The 17,219-nt window shown below is 74.0% G+C and carries 14 protein-coding genes and 1 pseudogene; 9 read left to right on the top strand and 6 right to left on the bottom strand.

From position 1 onward, the window contains the following. Window positions 1-34: 34 nt before the first annotated feature. Both AB0C03_RS09230 and AB0C03_RS09225 read right to left on the bottom strand, forming a co-directional pair. Complete coding sequence (locus tag AB0C03_RS09230; RefSeq protein ID WP_030329796.1) at window positions 35-262, bottom strand: DUF3107 domain-containing protein; 228 nt, start codon at window positions 260-262, stop codon at window positions 35-37. 64 nt (window positions 263-326) lie between these two features. After that, window positions 327-965, bottom strand: coding sequence for a TetR/AcrR family transcriptional regulator (locus tag AB0C03_RS09225; protein WP_030329797.1), 639 nt, complete (start codon window positions 963-965; stop codon window positions 327-329). Between the two features lie 1,754 nt (window positions 966-2,719). On the opposite strand from AB0C03_RS09225, the pseudogene AB0C03_RS09220 reads away from it, so the two are divergent. The 6 genes and pseudogenes from AB0C03_RS09220 to AB0C03_RS09195 form a co-directional block, all read left to right on the top strand. Beyond that, window positions 2,720-4,378 (top strand): annotated as a pseudogene (locus AB0C03_RS09220) (hypothetical protein); the annotation flags it as partial. 23 nt (window positions 4,379-4,401) lie between these two features. Continuing rightward, window positions 4,402-5,376 carry an alpha/beta fold hydrolase gene (locus AB0C03_RS09215; RefSeq protein ID WP_030329799.1) on the top strand — a complete coding sequence of 325 codons (975 nt, stop codon included), beginning with the start codon at window positions 4,402-4,404 and terminating at the stop codon, window positions 5,374-5,376. Window positions 5,377-5,381: 5 nt separating this feature from the next. Beyond that, complete coding sequence (locus AB0C03_RS09210; RefSeq protein WP_357635721.1) at window positions 5,382-6,236, top strand: DUF3152 domain-containing protein; 855 nt, start codon at window positions 5,382-5,384, stop codon at window positions 6,234-6,236. A 101-nt stretch (window positions 6,237-6,337) separates the two neighbouring features. Next, entirely contained in the window at window positions 6,338-7,159 is an 822-nt protein-coding gene (locus AB0C03_RS09205; RefSeq protein WP_210864776.1) for a DUF3152 domain-containing protein, read from the top strand. A 123-nt stretch (window positions 7,160-7,282) separates the two neighbouring features. Continuing rightward, entirely contained in the window at window positions 7,283-8,464 is a 1,182-nt protein-coding gene (gene moeZ / locus AB0C03_RS09200; RefSeq protein ID WP_030329802.1) for an adenylyltransferase/sulfurtransferase MoeZ, read from the top strand. A gap of 94 nt (window positions 8,465-8,558) precedes the next feature. Next, window positions 8,559-9,446 (top strand): prenyltransferase/squalene oxidase repeat-containing protein, encoded by an 888-nt coding sequence (locus AB0C03_RS09195; RefSeq protein ID WP_030329803.1) that lies wholly within the window; start codon window positions 8,559-8,561, stop codon window positions 9,444-9,446. A 12-nt stretch (window positions 9,447-9,458) separates the two neighbouring features. On the opposite strand, the gene AB0C03_RS09190 is transcribed toward AB0C03_RS09195, so the two are convergent. Both AB0C03_RS09190 and proB read right to left on the bottom strand, forming a co-directional pair. Next, on the bottom strand, window positions 9,459-10,700 hold the full coding sequence (locus tag AB0C03_RS09190) for a glutamate-5-semialdehyde dehydrogenase (protein WP_210860666.1): 1,242 nt from the start codon (window positions 10,698-10,700) through the stop codon (window positions 9,459-9,461). A 33-nt stretch (window positions 10,701-10,733) separates the two neighbouring features. Next, window positions 10,734-11,891 carry a glutamate 5-kinase gene (gene proB / locus AB0C03_RS09185; protein WP_210860664.1) on the bottom strand — a complete coding sequence of 386 codons (1,158 nt, stop codon included), beginning with the start codon at window positions 11,889-11,891 and terminating at the stop codon, window positions 10,734-10,736. Between the two features lie 13 nt (window positions 11,892-11,904). Between proB and AB0C03_RS09180 the strand changes: the two genes are divergently transcribed. Further along, on the top strand, window positions 11,905-12,219 hold the full coding sequence (locus AB0C03_RS09180; RefSeq protein WP_030329806.1) for an MGMT family protein: 315 nt from the start codon (window positions 11,905-11,907) through the stop codon (window positions 12,217-12,219). A gap of 87 nt (window positions 12,220-12,306) precedes the next feature. Here AB0C03_RS09180 and AB0C03_RS09175 read toward each other — a convergent pair whose 3' ends face one another. After that, window positions 12,307-13,521, bottom strand: a complete 1,215-nt coding sequence (locus tag AB0C03_RS09175) for a hypothetical protein (RefSeq protein WP_357635717.1) — start codon at window positions 13,519-13,521, stop codon at window positions 12,307-12,309. Continuing rightward, entirely contained in the window at window positions 13,514-14,077 is a 564-nt protein-coding gene (locus AB0C03_RS09170; protein WP_307857743.1) for a SigE family RNA polymerase sigma factor, read from the bottom strand. The genes AB0C03_RS09175 and AB0C03_RS09170 overlap by 8 nt, the downstream gene beginning before the upstream one ends. Before the next feature lie 168 nt (window positions 14,078-14,245). Between AB0C03_RS09170 and AB0C03_RS09165 the strand changes: the two genes are divergently transcribed. After that, window positions 14,246-15,661: an MFS transporter gene (locus tag AB0C03_RS09165; protein ID WP_357635713.1), complete on the top strand. Its 1,416-nt coding sequence runs from the start codon at window positions 14,246-14,248 to the stop codon at window positions 15,659-15,661. Further along, window positions 15,658-17,151 carry a pyridoxal phosphate-dependent decarboxylase family protein gene (locus tag AB0C03_RS09160; protein ID WP_030329810.1) on the top strand — a complete coding sequence of 498 codons (1,494 nt, stop codon included), beginning with the start codon at window positions 15,658-15,660 and terminating at the stop codon, window positions 17,149-17,151. Before AB0C03_RS09165 ends, AB0C03_RS09160 begins: the two co-directional genes overlap by 4 nt. Window positions 17,152-17,219: the final 68 nt, after the last annotated feature.

The following is a 17,219-nucleotide window of genomic DNA, read 5'->3' as shown; positions in this document are numbered from 1 at the left end:
GCCGGACGCCGACCTGCCGCGATGGCCGGCCCGGTCAGCGGACGGTGAACCCGACCGCCCGGGGCGACGCCTCGGCGATCTCGACGTAGGCGACCTTCTCGACGGGAACGATGACCCGCCGGCCCTTCTCGTCGGTCAGGGAGAGCGTGCCGCCGTTGCCGGCGAAGGCGTCGGTCACGATCTGCTCGATCTCGGCCGGCGACTGCGCGCTGTCCAGAACCAGCTCGCGCGGCGCGTACTGCACGCCGATCTTGACCTCCACTGTGCCTCCTCAACTGGGGCGAAAGAACCGCCCTGCGAAGGCTATCCGATCACGGGGTCGACGGTCAGGCTGACTCACCTTGCAGCGGGAAGCTCGCGATGCCCCGCCACGACAGCGCGGCCACCAACGCCTCGGCCTCGGCCTTCGGCACCTGCCGCCCGCCGGCCAGCCAGAACTGCGCGGCCGTCTCCGCGGCCCCGACCAGCCCGGAGGCGAGCAACTCGGCGTGTGCCCGGCTCACCCCGGTGTCGGAGATGATCGTGTCGGTGATCGCCGCGATGCAGCCCTGCTCGACCCGCTCCACCCGCTGCCGCACCGCCGGGTCGTTACGCAGATCCGACTCGAAGACGAGCCGGAACGCCTCACTCTCGTGGTCGACGAAGTCGAAGTACGCCCGCACGGACGCGCTGACCCGCTCCTTGTTGTCGCTGGTGCCGCGCATCGCTTCCTGCACCTGAGCGACGATGGCGTCACAGTGCGTGTCGAGCAGCGCCAGGTAGAGATCCATCTTTCCGGGAAAGTGTTGGTAGAGCACCGGCTTCGAGACCCCGGCCCGCTCGGCGATGTCGTCCATCGCGGCGGCGTGGTAGCCCTGCGCGACGAACACCTCCTGCGCCGCAGCGAGAAGCTGCTTACGACGCGCGGAGCGGGGCAGGCGGGTGGGCCGGCCAGCGGTCTGTGCACCGTTCCCCGCAGCGGTCATGGGATCCTCCGAGTTCTCCGTACGAGCCGGCATTTTCCCCCCAGACCGGGCGAGGCCCGTGACCTCCGTTGTGGAAATGGCCCGCCGCTGTAACTTATCGCCACTCTCGGCACACGGTAGCCTCAGCGGGGGCGACCAAGGAGCGCGCGGTGAGTGAAACAGGGCAACCCGGAGCCGCCACCCCGGGAGAGCACGGTGACGGAGCGGGTCAGCACGACGACCCGAGCCGTTCCGTCAGCGGGTGGGCGCCACCGGCGGGAGGATGGCCCCGGGCCGCCGACCGCGAGGACGCCCGGGATGAGGCGCCGCGCTGGCAGCCCGACCCCGCGTCGGGCTGGCGGGCCGCCTCGGCACGACACGGTGATCTGCCATCGCCGCTGGTCGGACGCCCCGACGACCCGGAGCCGCCGGCCCGCGCCAACGGCCACCGCGTCAACGGCGTGCACCCCCCGGACGACGTCAACGGCGTCCACCTCCCCGGTCTCGAACCGCCAGCGGGACGCCCCACGCCGGTGAGCGCCCCGCCCGGGCTGCCCGCCGAGGGTCGCCCCGGGGCGGCCAGCGACCGGCTCGTGGTGCCCGCCCAGCGTCCCGCGCCGTCGGCGGAGCAGGGTGTCGCCGAGCCCGACACCGGTCCCGCCCCGCACCCCACCGTCGATCCGGCCGCCGCGCACCGGGCCCGTTGGGCCGAACCCGGCCTGCCCACCTCGGCCCCACCTGCCGTCCAGGTGCCTCCCGTCGGCACCGCGGCGTCGGGTTTCGAGGTGCCGCCCGGCTTCCACGCGCCGACCGTCGAGCGGCTGGCCGCCGACGACAGCCCGACCGCGCCACGCGACTGGCGGGACCCGGTCGCACCGGACCACGCGGCGAGTTCGGGACGCACCCCGGGCCCGGCCGGGCAGGCCGACGACGGCGAGCCCGGTCGCGCTGCCGAGGCTGCCCGGCCGGCCGACCCGCACCGTCCCGGGGACCCGCACCGTCCCGGGGACGCGCACCGGGCCGGGGAGTCGTCGGCCATCGAGCCCGACTGGTCGGGGCCGAGCTGGAACCGTCCGAGTTGGGGTGGGGGATGGGCCCCGCCCTGGTCCCGCCAGGACGACGAGTCCGTTGGCCCGGCAGCCCGGGACGAGTCGGCGCCGGGTTGGGTCGCCGAGCCCAACCAGCCGTACGAGCCGGTGCGCGCCGAGGTGCCCCGTCCGTACGAGCCGGTGCGCGCCGATCCAGGCCGTGGCTACGAACCCGGCCGGGGCGAGTCCGAGTCCGCGCCGGAGCCCCCCGCCGAACCGACGAACGCGCCACCCGCCGACCGGCCGTCCTGGGCTGGCGGCGGTGCGACGCCGACCAGCGGTCCGCCCGCCGACCGGCCGTCCTGGGCGGCGTCCGGGGCGACCGGCAGACCTCGGGCCGACCCTCCGTCCTGGGCGGGTGGGGGCGACCCCGACCCCACCAGCGCGCCGCCCGCACGGCCCTCCTGGGCCGGAGGTTCCGATCCGACGCCACCCGGTGCGCCGCCGGTGCGGCCGTCCTGGGCGGGCGGGTCCGAGGCGGCGACCAGCGTGCCTCCGGTACGACCGTCCTGGGCCGGCGGGTCCCCACCGCCCACGACCAGCGCGCCGTCGACGCGGCCGTCCTGGGCCGGCGGGTCCGATCCGGCACCGGCCAGCTCGCCGTCGACGCGGCCCTCCTGGGCCGCCAGCCCGTCACCGGCCGACCCGTCAGTCGACGCGCCGGCCGCTGCACCGGCCGGCCCGCCGCCGGCACCGGCCGGGCCACCTCCCACGCTGACCGACGCGCCACCGGCCCCGGCCGGCCCGTCGCTGGTGGCGGAGCGCCCGTCCTGGACCGGCGGTTCGCCCGCCGCGAGCAGCTCCCGAACCGAGCGGCCGGACTGGTCCGAGGGCCGGCTCCCCGCGACCCCTGTCGAACGCCCATCCTGGCCGGCCAGTCGAGCGGCCAGCACCGGTGCGGGCGACGGCGGTGAGCCGCCCGGTCGGTCCCGGCCCGAGACCCGGCCGACCGCCCCGTTCCGGCTCCGGCCGGCGACACCCGAGCCCGGTCCCTCGTCCGTCGAGTCGCCCCAGCCGGCCGCGCCCGCCAGCGACCTGCCCTCGAAAGACGTCACACCGCCCGCCGCCGAAAAGGGTTCCGGCCGCACCGGTCAGCCCGCACCGTCGTCCGTCTCTCCGTACGCGGCGCGACGATCCGCCCCGGACCCGACGTCGCCGGCCGACGACGGCCGGCAGTCGGCCCCGAGCGCGGTGGTGCTGCCGCAGCGCGTCCCCGCGGAACCGGACGTGCCCGTCGTGCCGGAGCCGCCAGCCGTGGAGCCCCCCGCCGAAACCCCGGAACTCGCCCGCATCGCCACCCACCTGCGTCGGGACGACGAGCCAGCCCCGTTGCGGGAGCGCCCCGAGGGGTTCGATGTCAACGCCATCCTGGACGCCGTCCGGGAGGTGGCAGGTGTCCGCGACGCGGCCCTGCGCCGTACCCCGGCCGGGGCGCACAGCCTGCGACTGGACCTGGCCGACGGCGCCGACCCGGCCGAGGTGAGCCGGCAGGTGGCCCGGCTTCTCCAGGAGCGGATGGGGTTGGCCGCGGCCCCGCAGAACGTGCCCGGCCTGCCCAGCACGCCGCCTCCGCCGGTGCGCCGCCGCGCTGCCGAACCCCGACCGGCTGAGCGGCGTACCCCGGAAACGCAGAACGCTGCCGCGCGTGATCCCGGCGAGGTTCGGGCGGCCACGTCGCCGACGGCCGCCCGCCCGACCGGCGGTCGGTCCGAGGCCGCGCCGGCTGGCCCTGAACAGCGGACCAGCACGGACCCGACGCGTCGGCGGCGGTCGAACGCTCCGCACCGGGGCCGGGCCACGGTGGAGGAACCCGGATCGGTCTCCGCCGCGCCGGCCGGCGCCGCGACCGGTAGCCCGGCGACGCTCGGCACGTCGTACTCCGGTGGTCAGGTGACCACGACGGAGTCCGCGCCGTCCCGGCCGCTGGAGACCGGCGGCGTCCCGGGGCCCCGGGTGGTGATCGACCACGTGCAGGTCAGCACCTTCGGCCTGGACGCGAACGTCGAGGTCCGGCTGCTGGCCGGGGCCGACAGCGCCTCCGGGTACGCCACCGGGCCGGCGGTGGACGGCTACGTGCTGCGGCTCTGCGCGGTGGCGGCGGCCGCCGCCGTGGACGAGTTGCTGCGCGGCGCGGACAACGCCGAGCGGGGGCGCTGCTTCGTCGAACACGCGGCGGTGGTGCCGTTCGGCAACTGCGAGGTGGCCACCGTGGTGGCGTTGCTGGTCTGTGAGGGCTGGGTCGAGCAGCTCGCCGGGTCGGCCCTGGTCGCCGGTGATCCCCGTCAGGCGGTGGTCCGGGCGACGTTGGCGGCGGTCAACCGTCGGCTGGAGGCGCTGCTGTCCTGAGTGGTCCGGGGCAGACTGGAGCAATGAGACGCGCCACCCTCTGGCCGGACCACCTGCTCCCCGACGACCGCGTCCCGCCGCCGTGGCCGGGCCGGGAAGTCCGACTCGACGGCCGGGTCACGTACGTGCGGGACACCCCGGCCACCGCCGCTGGCGCGCAGCCGGCGCTGTACGTGCACGGGCTGGGCGGGTCGTCGCAGAACTGGACGGACCTGGCCGGGCTGCTCGCCGACCGACTGGACGGTCAGGCCATCGACCTGCCCGGCTTCGGCCGGAGCGAGCCGGGCCCGCGGTACACGATTCCGGCCTTCGCCGATCTGGTGGTCCGCTGGATCGAGCACTCCGGTCGCGGTCCGGTGCACCTGTTCGGCAACTCGCTGGGCGGCGCGGTCGCGGTCCAGGTCGCCGGGCTCCGGCCGGACCTGGTCCGCACCCTCACATTGATCTCCCCGGCGCTGCCGTTCCTGGACTTCCGGCGCTCGTTGCAGGGGCGGATGCTGCCGGTGCTCGCCATTCCGCGTGGTGAACGGCTGGTCGCCCGGCACCTCACCCAGCTCGCGCCGGAGGTGATGGCCCAGCAGGTGCTGGAGGCGTGCGTCGCCGACCTCAGCCGGATCTGCGATCAGCGTCGGGCCGAGGCGCTGGAGGAGATCCGGGTGCGGTACGAGGCCGAGCACTACGCCGCCGCGTACGTCCGGACGTTCCGTGGGCTGGTCGCCAGCTTCCTGCGCGCGTACCTGCCGGGGCCGGGGTCGCTGTGGCGCCTCGCCGCGGCGGTACGCGCACCGACCCTGGTGGTGGGCGGCCGGCAGGACCGCCTTGTCGACGTGCGGGTGGCGCCGCAGACCGCCCGTGTCATTCCGGACAGCCGATTGATGATGCTCCACGGTGTCGGCCATGTGGCGCAGTTGGAGGTTCCCCGGCTGGTTGCCCGCGCGGTGGTCGGCCTGCTCGCCGAAACGGAGGACGCGGTGGGGCGCTCTGATCTGGCAGGCTGACCCGGATGCCCAGCTCAGCCCGCCACCCTGTGCGCCGTCGACGGCGTTTCGCGTTGCTCGCCCAACTGGTGGCGGTGGCGGTGGCCGTCGGTGCGGCGGTGACGGTGGTCGCCGAAGGGCGGGGCGGGCAACCCGGTGGTGAACGGCTGGCCGCGGAGGAGGTGGGTACGCCTGCCCCGCTGGTGGCCGGGCCGCTGCCGCCGTCGGCCGACCCGTCGCCCGTCGACGTGGTTTCGCCCAGTCCGTCGCCGGTGTTGCGGGTGCCCGGGCCGGTTCCGAGCGCCGGTACGGGCAGGTTCGGCTATGACGCGCGCTCCGGCCCGGTGCTGGGTCGGGCGGGTGAGGTGCGGCGGTACCGGGTCGCTGTGGAGTCGGGCAGCGCCGAGGACGCCGCCGAGTTCGCCGATGCGGTCCAGGTGGCACTGGCCGGGCCGGGCAGTTGGGTCGACAGCGGCAGGTTGCGGCTTCAGCAGGTGCCCGGGGCTGCGCCTCGTGACTTCACCGTCTACCTGGCGACCGCCCGGACCGCGGGGCGGATGTGCGCACAGGGTGGGGTGGACATCCGGATCAACGGCCGGCCGTACACGTCCTGTCGGGCACCGGGCAAGGTGATCATCAACCTGGATCGGTGGCGGTTGTCGGTGCCGCACTTCGTCTCGGCCGGTGTGCCGCTGGCGGTCTACCGCACGTACGTGGTCAACCACGAGGTGGGCCACCAGCTCGGGCATCGGCACGAGCGGTGCCCCGGTGCGGGTCGGGCGGCGCCGGTGATGATGCAGCAGACGCTCTTCCTCAACGGGTGCCGGGCCAACCCGTGGCCGTATCTCAACGGGCGTCGGCACGCCGGCCCGGCGCTCTGAGGCGATCGGTCCGACTCGCCAATATCAGTCTCGATCGGGCATCTTGCGGCAATAGCGATAAAAACGGTTAAACGCCCGAATAATCTGGCAGGCTCGACGGTATGACGCCGTCGTCCCCTTACGGCCCGGCCCGGCCGCCCGATCACCGGTCGGCGCGGCGGGATGCGCGTCCCACGTTCGTTCGGATGCGCCGACGGCGTCGCCGCAGCATGCTGCTCGGCCTGCTCGTGCTCGCCGCGGCCATCGGCGTGACGGTGAGCCGGGGCGGCGAGCCGGCAGTCGAGCCGCCGGCCGCCACCCAGGGCGGAATGGGTCACGGCGGTGGGGTGGCAGCGCACCCGGCGCCCACCAGCTACCCGTCGGTCGGAGCGGGACGCTTCACCGCCGCCGACGGCGAGACCCCCGTGCACGGCACTGACGGTCCGCTGCGCCGCTACCGGGTCGTCGTCGAACGCGACGCCGGCCAGGACCCCGACGTCTTCGCCGCAACTGTCGACGAGGTGCTGGCCGACCCGCGCAGTTGGATCGCCTCCGACGAGCTGCGGGTGCAACGGGTGGCCGACCCGGAGGACGCCGACTTCACCATCTACCTGGCCACCCCGGTCACCTCCGAGCGGATGTGCGCGGAGGGCGGGTTGACCACCGAGCGCTACACCTCCTGTCGCCTGCCCGGTCAGGTCATCATCAACCTGGCCCGTTGGATGGAGGCAGTCCCCGACTACGGCGCCTCCCTGGACACCTACCGGACCTACGTCATCAACCACGAGGTGGGTCACGAGTTCGGCGAGGACCACGAGGCGTGCCCCGGCCCGGGGGAGCCCGCTCCGGTGATGCAACAGCAGACGTACGGCCTGGAAGGCTGCGTCGCCAACGCCTGGCCCTACCTCGACGGCCGTCGCTACGCGGGGGACATCGTCCCCTGATCGACGGGCTCGTCGGTTATTCCCGCTCCCGCATAGCGGACCACGTGTCGTCAGTCATGGCCGAGCGGGGCTCCCGCGAGCAACAATGGCGCGGTTCACACCGCCGATCCCGGGGAGTCCACCGTGTCGTTGCCCCCGCTCGTCGAGCCCGCCGCCGAGCTGACCGTAGACGAGATCCGCCGCTACTCACGTCACTTGATCATCCCGGATGTCGGGGTGACCGGGCAGAAGCGGCTGAAGAACGCCAGGGTGCTCTGTGTCGGCGCCGGTGGCCTCGGGTCGCCCGCCCTGTTGTACCTCGCCGCGGCCGGGGTCGGCACGCTCGGGATCATCGACTTCGACACCGTCGACGAGTCGAACCTCCAGCGCCAGGTCATCCACGGGGTGTCCGACATCGGCCGGTCCAAGGCCGAGTCCGCCGCCGCGTCGATCCGCGAGATCAACCCCCTGGTCAACGTGGAGATCCACAACACCGCGCTGGACCGGGAGAACGTCCGCGAGATCTTCGCCCAGTACGACCTGATCGTGGACGGCACCGACAACTTCGCCACCCGCTACATGGTGAACGACGCGGCGGTGCTGCTCGGCAAGCCGTACGTCTGGGGCTCGATCTACCGCTTCGACGGCCAGGCGTCGGTGTTCTGGGCCGAGCACGGCCCCTGCTACCGCTGCCTCTACCCGGAGCCGCCGCCGCCCGGCATGGTCCCCTCCTGCGCCGAGGGCGGCGTGCTGGGGGTGCTCTGCGCGTCGATCGGCTCGATCCAGGTGAACGAGGCGATCAAGCTGCTCACCGGCATCGGTGAGCCGCTGGTCGGCCGCCTGATGGTCTACGACGCCCTGGAGATGGAATACCGCAAGATCAAGGTTCGTAAGGACCCGAACTGCGTGCTCTGCGGCGAGAACCCCACCGTCACCGACCTGCTGGAAGACTACGAGGACTTCTGCGGCGCGGTCTCCGAGGAGGCCCAGGAGGCGACGCTCGACGCGACCATCACCGCGCTGGAGCTCAAGGAGTGGCAGGACGCCGGCAAGGACATCTTCCTCGTCGACGTGCGTGAGCCGGCCGAGTACGAGATCGTCCGGATCCCCGGCGCCACCCTGATCCCCAAGGGCGAGATCCTCTCCGGTGAGGCCCTCGCGAAGCTGCCGCAGGACCGGCAGATCGTGCTGCACTGCAAGTCCGGCGTCCGCTCGGCGGAGGCACTCGCCGCGCTCAAGGCGGCCGGGTTCAAGGACGCCGTGCACGTGCAGGGTGGCGTGCTCTCCTGGATCAAGCAGATCGACCCGTCGCTGCCCGCGTACTGACGATCGGTCCGGGGCGGCCCGTCCGGCCGCCCCGGCAAATCGACGCAGATGACGCCGGGCGGCCGTCCGGCCGGAGCGACGCAGCCATCCCGGGCTGGCCGATTCCCTGAGGCGGCATCGCGTCTGCGCAGGTAGCGTCTCCGCCGTGGTCGACTTGGAAGCCGCGATCGGGTTCGTCGTGGCGCATGGGGATGCGGTGGAACGCGCCCGCCTCTCCTGGCTCCGCAACGGCACCCCCGTACCCGCCGAGTTGCTGGAGACCGCCGAGGTCGGCCAGTCACCGGACGGCGGTTGGCCGGCCACCTGGGGCGGCGGGACCGCCTCGATCGACGCCACCTGCTTCCGGCTCGCCGAGCTCGACGACCTGGGTGCCCTCGGTCGCCCTGCCGCTCGCCGGGCACTGGACTGGCTGGCGTCGCGACAGCAGGCCGACGGCAGTTGGGACGAGGACGCGTCGCTGGCCGACTCGGCCCCGGAGTGGGCCCGGCCCGGCGATCCGGAGGCCGGGTTCCTCCAGTCGGCCAACGCCGGTTTCTGGCTTACCGTCGCCGGCCTCGACGCGCGCGCGTCGGGCCCGCTCGACCACCGCGTCGGTGGGGCGTACGCCGGAGTGGTGCAGGCGGCGGCCCACTCGCTCGCCGCACGGCTGCGCCCGGACGGCAGCTGGCCGTCGTTCCTCGCCGCCGGCTGGCTGAGCGCGGCGGTGCTGCACCGGCAGGAGATGTTCCAGGAGTCGGCGCGGATCCAGGTGGTGCTCGCCGAGCGGATGCCGAAGATGTCCCCGGGGGAGGTGGCGTGGCTGGCGGCCACGCTGCGCCGCGCCGGCGTGGACCCACAGGACTGGACCATGGTGCGGGCGTTACGCCGGCTGACCGAGACCCAGCGCAGCGACGGTGGCTGGGAGAGCGACGACGGCCACCAGTTCGACGTGCACACCACGCTGGCCGCCATCCGGGCGGCCCGCCCCGCGCCGCCCGGCTAGCAGCGGCTGCCGTTAGCGCAGGTGCCCGTCGCCGGTGACGACGTACTTGGTGCTGGTCAGCTCGGGCAGGCCCATCGGGCCGCGCGCGTGCAGCTTCTGGGTGGAGATGCCGATCTCCGCGCCGAAGCCGAACTCGCCTCCGTCGGTGAACCGGGTCGACGCGTTCACCATCACCGCCGCCGCGTCCACCCGGGCGACGAAGCCGCGGGCCGCGCTCGCCGAGTCGGTGAGGATCGCCTCGGTGTGCCCGGTGCCGAAGCGGCGGATGTGCGCGACCGCCGCGTCCAGCGAGTCGACCACCGCCACGGAGATGTCGGCGGACAGGTACTCGGTGGCGAAGTCCTCGTCGGTCGCCGGGACCACGGCGGCGGAGTACGCGGCCACCTCGGGGGAGCCGTGCACTGTCACCCCCGCCTCGGCGAACGCGGCCAGCACCGGGGGCAGGAACGCGTCGGCGATGCCCGCGTGCACCAGCAGCGACTCGGCCGTGTTGCAGGTGGAGAGGCGCTGCGTCTTGGCGTTCAGCGTCACCGCGACGGCCTTCGCCACGTCGGCGGCGGCATCGACGTAGACGTGGCAGTTGCCCACCCCGGTCTCGATCACCGGCACCGTCGACTCCTCGACCACGGTGCGGATCAGCGACGCGCCACCGCGCGGAATGAGCACGTCGACGAGGCCCCGGGCGCGCATCAGCTCCTTTACCGAATCACGGGAGCTGGCGTCGAGCAGCTGCACCGCGTCGGCGGGCAGGCCGGCCCCGGCGACCGCGTCGCGCAGCACCGCGACCAGCGCGGCGTTCGAGTGTGCGGCGGACGACGACCCGCGCAGCAGCGCCGCGTTGCCGGACTTGAGGCAGATCCCGGCGGCGTCCACCGTCACGTTCGGTCGTGCCTCGTAGATGATGCCGACCACCCCGAAGGGCACCCGGATCTGGCGCAACTCCAGGCCGTTGGGCAGGGTGGACCCGCGGACCACCTCGCCCACCGGGTCGGGCAACGCGGCCATCTCGCGCAGCGCGTCGGCGATGCCGGCCACCCGACCCGCGTCGAGCGCGAGCCGGTCCAGCACGGCCGCGCTCAGCCCGGCCTCGCGGCCGGCAGCCAGGTCCGTCTCGTTCGCGGTCAGGATCTCCGGGGTACGCGCCACCAGCGCGTCGGCCATCGCCACCAGCGCGGCGTCCTTGACCGTACGCGTGGCCACGGCCAGCGTCTCCGCCGCCAACCGGGCCCGTCGCGCCTGCTCAACCACGCTCATGCCAGCACTCCTCGTGAAGGTGGGAAGGTCTGCTCACAGCAGCACCAGGTCGTCGCGGTGGACGACCTCTCGTTCGTACGCCGGGCCGAGCGCCGCGGCGAGTTCGGACGTGGAGCGGCCGAGCAGCCCGGGCAACTCCACAGCGTCGTAGTTGACCAGCCCGCGGGCGACCGACGCGCCGGCGGTGTCCACCAGGTCCACCGGGTCGCCGGCCGTGAACGTGCCGTCCACGGCGGTGATGCCGGCCGGCAGCAGCGACTTGCGCCGCCCGACGACGGCGGCGACAGCGCCGGGGTCGAGGTGCAGCCGCCCCCGGGGCGAGGTGGCGTGGGCCAGCCAGAACAGCCGGGCCGTCGGGCGCCGCTGCTGCGGGTGGAAGAGCGTGCCGACCGGTTCGCCGGCCAGCGCCGGTGCGGCCAGGTCGGCGGCGGTGAGCACCACCGGGATGCCGAAGCCCGTCGCGATCCGGGCCGCCTCGACCTTGGTCACCATGCCGCCGGTGCCGACGCCGGACCGGCCGGCCCCGCCGATGGTGATGCCGGCCAGGTCCGTGTCGTCGCGCACCTCGGCGATCCGGGTCGAGTCGGGTCTGGTGGGGTCGCCGGTCCAGAGCGCGTCCACGTCGGAGAGGAGCACCAGCAGGTCGGCGTGGACCAGCGCGGCCACCAGGGCGGCCAGCCGGTCGTTGTCGCCGAAGCGGATCTCCTGGGTGGCCACCGTGTCGTTCTCGTTGACGATCGGCACCGCCCGCAGGTCGAGCAGCTTGCGCAGCGTCCGGTACGCGTTGCGGTAGTGCGCTCGCCGGGTCACGTCGTCGACGGTGAGCAGCACCTGCCCGACGGTGCGGCCGTGCCGGGCGAAGCTGGCCGCGTACCGACCGATCAGCAACCCCTGCCCGACGCTGGCGGCGGCCTGCTGGGTGGCCAGGTCGCGCGGGCGTCGGGACAGCCCGAGCGGGGCGAGCCCGGCGGCGATGGCGCCGGAGGACACCAGCACCACCTCGCGCCCTTCGGCGGTGAGCCGACCGAGGGTGTCGACCAGCGTGTCGACGCGCTCGTCGGCCAACCCGCCGGTCGCGGTGGTCAACGAGGAGGATCCGATCTTGACAACGACCCGCCGGGCCGTCGTGACTGCGTCGCGCACCCGACCATTCTGCGTGGTCACGGACGCGCCGCCCGGCGGCGTTCCCATATGGTGGCGGATTGTGACTCCTGACGAGTACGTCGAGGCGGTGCTCGACCTGGTCGAGCGGATCCCGGAGGGCCGGGTCATGTCCTACGGCGGGGTGGCCGACGCGCTCTCCGAACGCTCGGGGCGTGCCTCCGCCCGGTTGGTCGGCAACATCATGGCCCGGCACGGCGGCTCGGTGCCCTGGCACCGGGTGGTGACAGCGAGTGGTCGACTGCCGCCGGGGCACGAGCGGGAGGCGCGGGCCCGACTGCGCGCGGAGGGGGTGCCGCTGCGGGGCGAGGGGGTGGACGTCGCGGCGGCGGCCTGGTCGCCGGAGGAGGAGTTGTGATCATCTGCGGGGGTGACCGGTGACGGCCGGGGCCTGCCACACCGACGGTGCCCCGCCCCGGGCGGGGACGGGGCACGGTGCTGGCGTTCAGAGTGGCAGTGGGGACCGCACCTCGTTGTCGTTGCGTTTCAGGTCGGGCCACTGGCGGTCCGCGGCGTCGCAGTGGACGACGAGGAACCTGCGGACGATCGCGTCGGGCGCCGGCTGGCCGGGCACCAGAAGCACGAACGTGTAGCGGCGCGATTCACCGGCCGGCACCCCGGGGAGCAGGCACGACGGTTGATCGGCCGACGGCTTGGGGTTCGGGTCGCAGCGGGACCAGTCCCCGCCGGCCCGTTCGCCGCCCTCAAGGGAGTGGAACGCGACCTGGGCCGCGTCGACCGGCCCGGCGTTGGTGACGGTGAAGACCAGGGTGAGTCGGCGTCGACTGTCCGCTCCCGCACCGTCTTCGAGCTGGTGGGTCATGGTCACCCGTAGATCGGTGAGCCGGGGGTCCCTGCCGAACGTCGTGGGGCCGTTCGTCTGGCTGAACCGCTGCCCGTTCCACCGGTACGTCCGTACCTGATCGCGCCGCAGGTACTCGGGGGTGCCGCAGCACGGCACGATGTCGGCCACCCGCACCTCGACCGACCCGGCCGGGGTGGTCTCCATGCCGAGAATGTCGTCGAACCCGTCACCGGTCCGGACCACCCGGCCCACCGTCACGATCCGACCCTCCCGGTCCCGGTCGAAGGCCACCACCTGCTTGGCCGACGCCTCGCCGTACCGGCAGGCGACGATGGCGACGGTTTCGTCCGCCCCGTCACCATCGAGGTCACCGTGCTCGAACGCGTCGTCGGTCAGCGTCGACACGTAGGTCTTCGTCGTGTCGGTCCGCAGCCGCACGTTCGAGGTGGCGCAGCCGCCCGCCGCGAGGTCCGACGGCCAGCTCGGCAGGTCGATCCGGGCCGCGAGCAGCTGGGCCCGGCTGATCCGCCCGTCCGGGCCGGCCGGGGCTTCGGCGCTCGGCGTCGCCGAGCCGGTCGGCGGTGGCGTCGGCGGTGCCGAGGTCGACGGGGTGGTGGTGGGTTGGACCGATTCCGCCGGCACCGGCGTGTTCTGGGCGTCGCGCAGTGCGGCGTTGGCGACGACGGGGGCCACCACCAGGACGACCGCCGCCGCGGCCACCGCCGCCGCCGTCATCCGTCGGCGTCGGCGCAGGACGTGCCGGGCCTGGTCGGGGCCGGGGCCGGTGACGTGGGTGACCACATCGTTGCGGTACGCGGTGAACCGCTCGCGCAGTCGCGGGTCGAGGTCAGACATCGCACACCCCCTCGGTGTTCTCGTCGAGCAGCCCGGCCAGGGCGGCCCGGCCACGGTGCAACCAGGACTTCACGGTGCCCTCGGCCACCCCTTCCTGGGCGGCGATCTGGCTGACCGGGAGGTCGGCCAGGTAGTGCAGGATGACCGCTCGGCGGTGGTTGGCGGGCAGCTGCGCCAGCGCCGTGTCGATCGCCACCCGGTCGGGGTTCGGGCCGGCCACCTCCGCCTCGGCGCGGCGCTGCCGCAGCAGGTGGTTGCGGGCGGTACGCAGGCGTCGCCATCGGCTGCGGGCCAGGTTCCAGGCGACCTGCCGGACCCAGGCCACCGGGTCGTCGTACCGGACCAGGCGGTCCCAGCGGGCCAGCGCTCGGCAGAACGCCTCCTGGGCCAGGTCCTGCGCGTGCCCCAGATCCCCGGTGTACGCACTGAGTTGCGCGGTCACGCTGCCGAAGTGTGCGTGGTAGAAGTCGTCGAAGGTGATCGTCGCCGCGACCGCCGCACCGGCTGTCCAGGCCGCCGGTGGCTCATTGGCCCGGGCTCCCATCGTTGCTGCCACTGTCCCTCCCCGTCACCGCCGGGCTGGTCCGCCCTGGGCACCGGTAACACTCCGAAACAGTGACGGCGGTTGCGGGCCCGTGCTGCCGCCAACCTGACTGTTCGGCTGTGCGCACCAGGGCCGGCAGGTTGGTCAGGCCTCGAAATAACGTGAGTAACATTCAGCCCCATGAAAACGCCGCCGGGCGCCGGCTCGTCAGCCACCGGCTCGCTGCCCCGCTCGGTGCACGCCGGCTACGCGCTCGGTTCACTGGCCACCGGCGCGTTCGGCACCGTGCCCGGTCTGTTGCTGCTGCCGTACCTGACCGACACCCTGGGCGTGGCCGCCGGGCTGGCCGCCCTGCTGGTGTTGCTGCCCAAGGCCTGGGACGTGCTGGTCAACCCGGTCGCCGGGCGGATCTCCGACCGCACCCGGTCGCGGTGGGGCGCCCGCCGCCCGTACCTGCTCGTCGCCGGCCTCGCGCTCGCCGTCCTGTTCGCGTCGATCTTCGCCGCGCCCTTCGGTAACGGCTCGGCCGCCGCGGCGTACGTGGCGTTCGCCTTCCTCGCCACCGCCACCGCGTTCGCCTTCTTCCAGGTGCCGTACGTGGCGATGCCGGCGGAGCTGACCGACGACTACGCCGAGCGCACCCGGTTGATGACCTGGCGGATCGCGGTGCTGGCACTGGCCATCCTGGTCTCCGGCGCGGTCGCGCCGCTGGTGGTGGGCGCCGGCGGCGACGGCGTCGCCGGGCACCGCTGGATGGGCCTGTTCGTGGCGGCGCTGATCGCCCTCGGCGCCCTCGGCGCGTTCCTGGGCACCCGGTCCGCACCCACCGGCACGGTGGGGGAGAGCGAGCCGACCCTGCGCGCCCAACTCGCCGTGGCTGGTGCCAACCGCCCGTTCCGGGCGCTGCTGATCTGCTTCGTGGTGCAGTCCGCCGGGGTGGCGACGATCCTGGCCGGGGTCAACTACTTCGCCGGGCAGATCCTGCGCGACGACAAGAGCGGGCCGACCCTGCTGTTCGTCTGTTTCGTCGGGCCGGCGCTGCTGGTGATGCCGATCTGGACCCGGGTCGGTGCCCGGCTGGGCAAACGGACCGCGCTGGTCGTCGCCTCGCTGATCCTCGCCGTCGGCGCGTTCACACTGGTCGCCGCGCCGGTGCTGCCGCCGGTCGCCGTCTATCTGGTGGTCGCGCTGATCGGCGTGGGGTACGCCGGCCAGCAGGTCTTCGCGCTGGCGATGTTGCCGGACTGCATCGCCCACGAGACGGCGCGCACCGGTCGACGACAGGCGGGCGTCTTCACCGGGCTGTGGACCGCCGGGGAGACCTTCGGCCTGGCGCTCGGCCCCGGCATCTACGGACTGGTGCTGCAACTGTCCGGCTACGTGTCCTCCGACACCGGCTCGGCGGCCGCCCAGTCCGACACGGCGAGGCTGGGCGTCCTGCTCGGCTTCACGCTGATCCCGGCCCTGCTGATCGCCCCGCCGGTCCTCCTGCTCCGCCAGTACACCCTCACCGCCCACAGCGACCTGGTCGGTCATGGAGTTGGGCTGGGCGACAAGGCCGTTGACCGTCACCAGAAGGGCACCATGACTCCATGATCGACGAGAACAGGGTTGAGGCCGGGGCGCTCTCCGCCACCGGGGTACCCGCCGAGGTCGCGCTCGCCGAGGTCCGGCAACTGCGCGGCGCCGACCGGCCCACCCACGGGGGACGGCTCTTCGCGTACGTCTACGACCCGGCGGTACCGGGGTTGGACGAACTGGCCGCCGCCGCCCACCGGGAGAGCGCCCACGTCAACGGGTTGGACCCGACCGCGTTCCCATCCCTGCTGGCGATGGAGAACGCGCTGGTCGCCGCCGCCGGCCGGGTGCTGGGCGCTGGCCCGGGCAGCACCGCCCCCGACGTCGTCGGCAGCGTCACCAGCGGCGGCACCGAGTCGCTGATCCTCGCCGTCAAGACCGCCCGCGACGCCCACCCGGAGATCGCCGAACCCCGGATCGTGGTGCCGTCGAGCGCACACGCGGCCTTCGCCAAGGCGGCGCACTACCTGCGGGTGGCGCTGGACGTCGTGCCGGTCTCCCCGCAGACGCTGCGTCCCGACCCGGCCGCGATGGCCGCCGCCATCCGCCCGGAGACGGTGCTGGTCGCCTGCTCCGCGCCGTCGTACGCGCACGGGGTGATCGACCCGGTCGCGCAGATCGCTGCCGCCGCCGCCGACGCCGGGGTGCGCTGCCACGTGGATGCCTGCTTCGGAGGTTGGACCCTGCCGTACCTGCGTCGCCTCGGGGAGCCGGTGCCGCCGTTCGACTTCGCGGTGCCCGGGGTCACCTCCATCTCGGTCGACCTGCACAAGTACGCGTACGCGCCGAAGGGGGTGTCGGTGCTGCTGCACCGGGACGCCACGCTGCGCGCCCCGCAGTACTTCGCGTACGCCGACTGGCCCGGCTACACGATGATCAACCCGGTGATCGCGTCCACCCGCTCGGGCGGCCCGATCGCCGCCGCGTACGCCACGGTGCGGCACCTCGGCGACGACGGCTACCTGCGGCTGGCCGGCGTCACCCGGGACGCGGTCGCCGGGCTGGCCGACGCGGTCCGCGCCGTCGACGGGTTGCGGCTGATGGCCGAACCGGAGTCGACAGTGGTCTGCTTCACCGCCACCGAAGACGGCCCCGACCTGTTCGTGCTGGTCGACGAGCTGACCGCGCGGGGCTGGCACACCCAACCCCAGCTGTCGTACGCCGGTCTGCCCGCCAGCGTGCACCTCACGGTGACCGCGGCGGTCGCGCCCCGGGTGGCCGAGTTCGGGCCGGACCTGGCCGAGGCGGTGGCCGCCGCCCAGGCGGCCGGCCCGGTCGCACTCCCGCCCGAACTGACGGCGCTGGCGACGTCGTTGACCCCGGACGCGCTCACCCCGGAGCTGGTCGCGGGTCTCGCCGCCGGGCTGGGCATGGGCGGCGAGACCGACGGTGCGCCGCTGCCCGAGCGGATGGCGGTGGTGAACACGCTGCTCGACGCCGCGCCCCCGGCGCTGCGCGAGCGGCTGTTGGTGGAGTTCGTCGGGCTGCTGCAACGCCCCACCTGGTGACCGGAGCGCCGGCCGCCACGTACGCCCCCGTGACGTACGTGGCGGCCGGCGACCGGAGCCTCCCGCTC

Origin of the sequence: Micromonospora parva (assembly GCF_040649675.1) — a bacterium.
Taxonomy (GTDB): Bacteria; Actinomycetota; Actinomycetes; order Mycobacteriales; family Micromonosporaceae; genus Micromonospora; species Micromonospora parva.
Note: the sequence above shows the minus strand (reverse complement) of the source record. Positions and strands in the feature narration are given on the sequence as shown.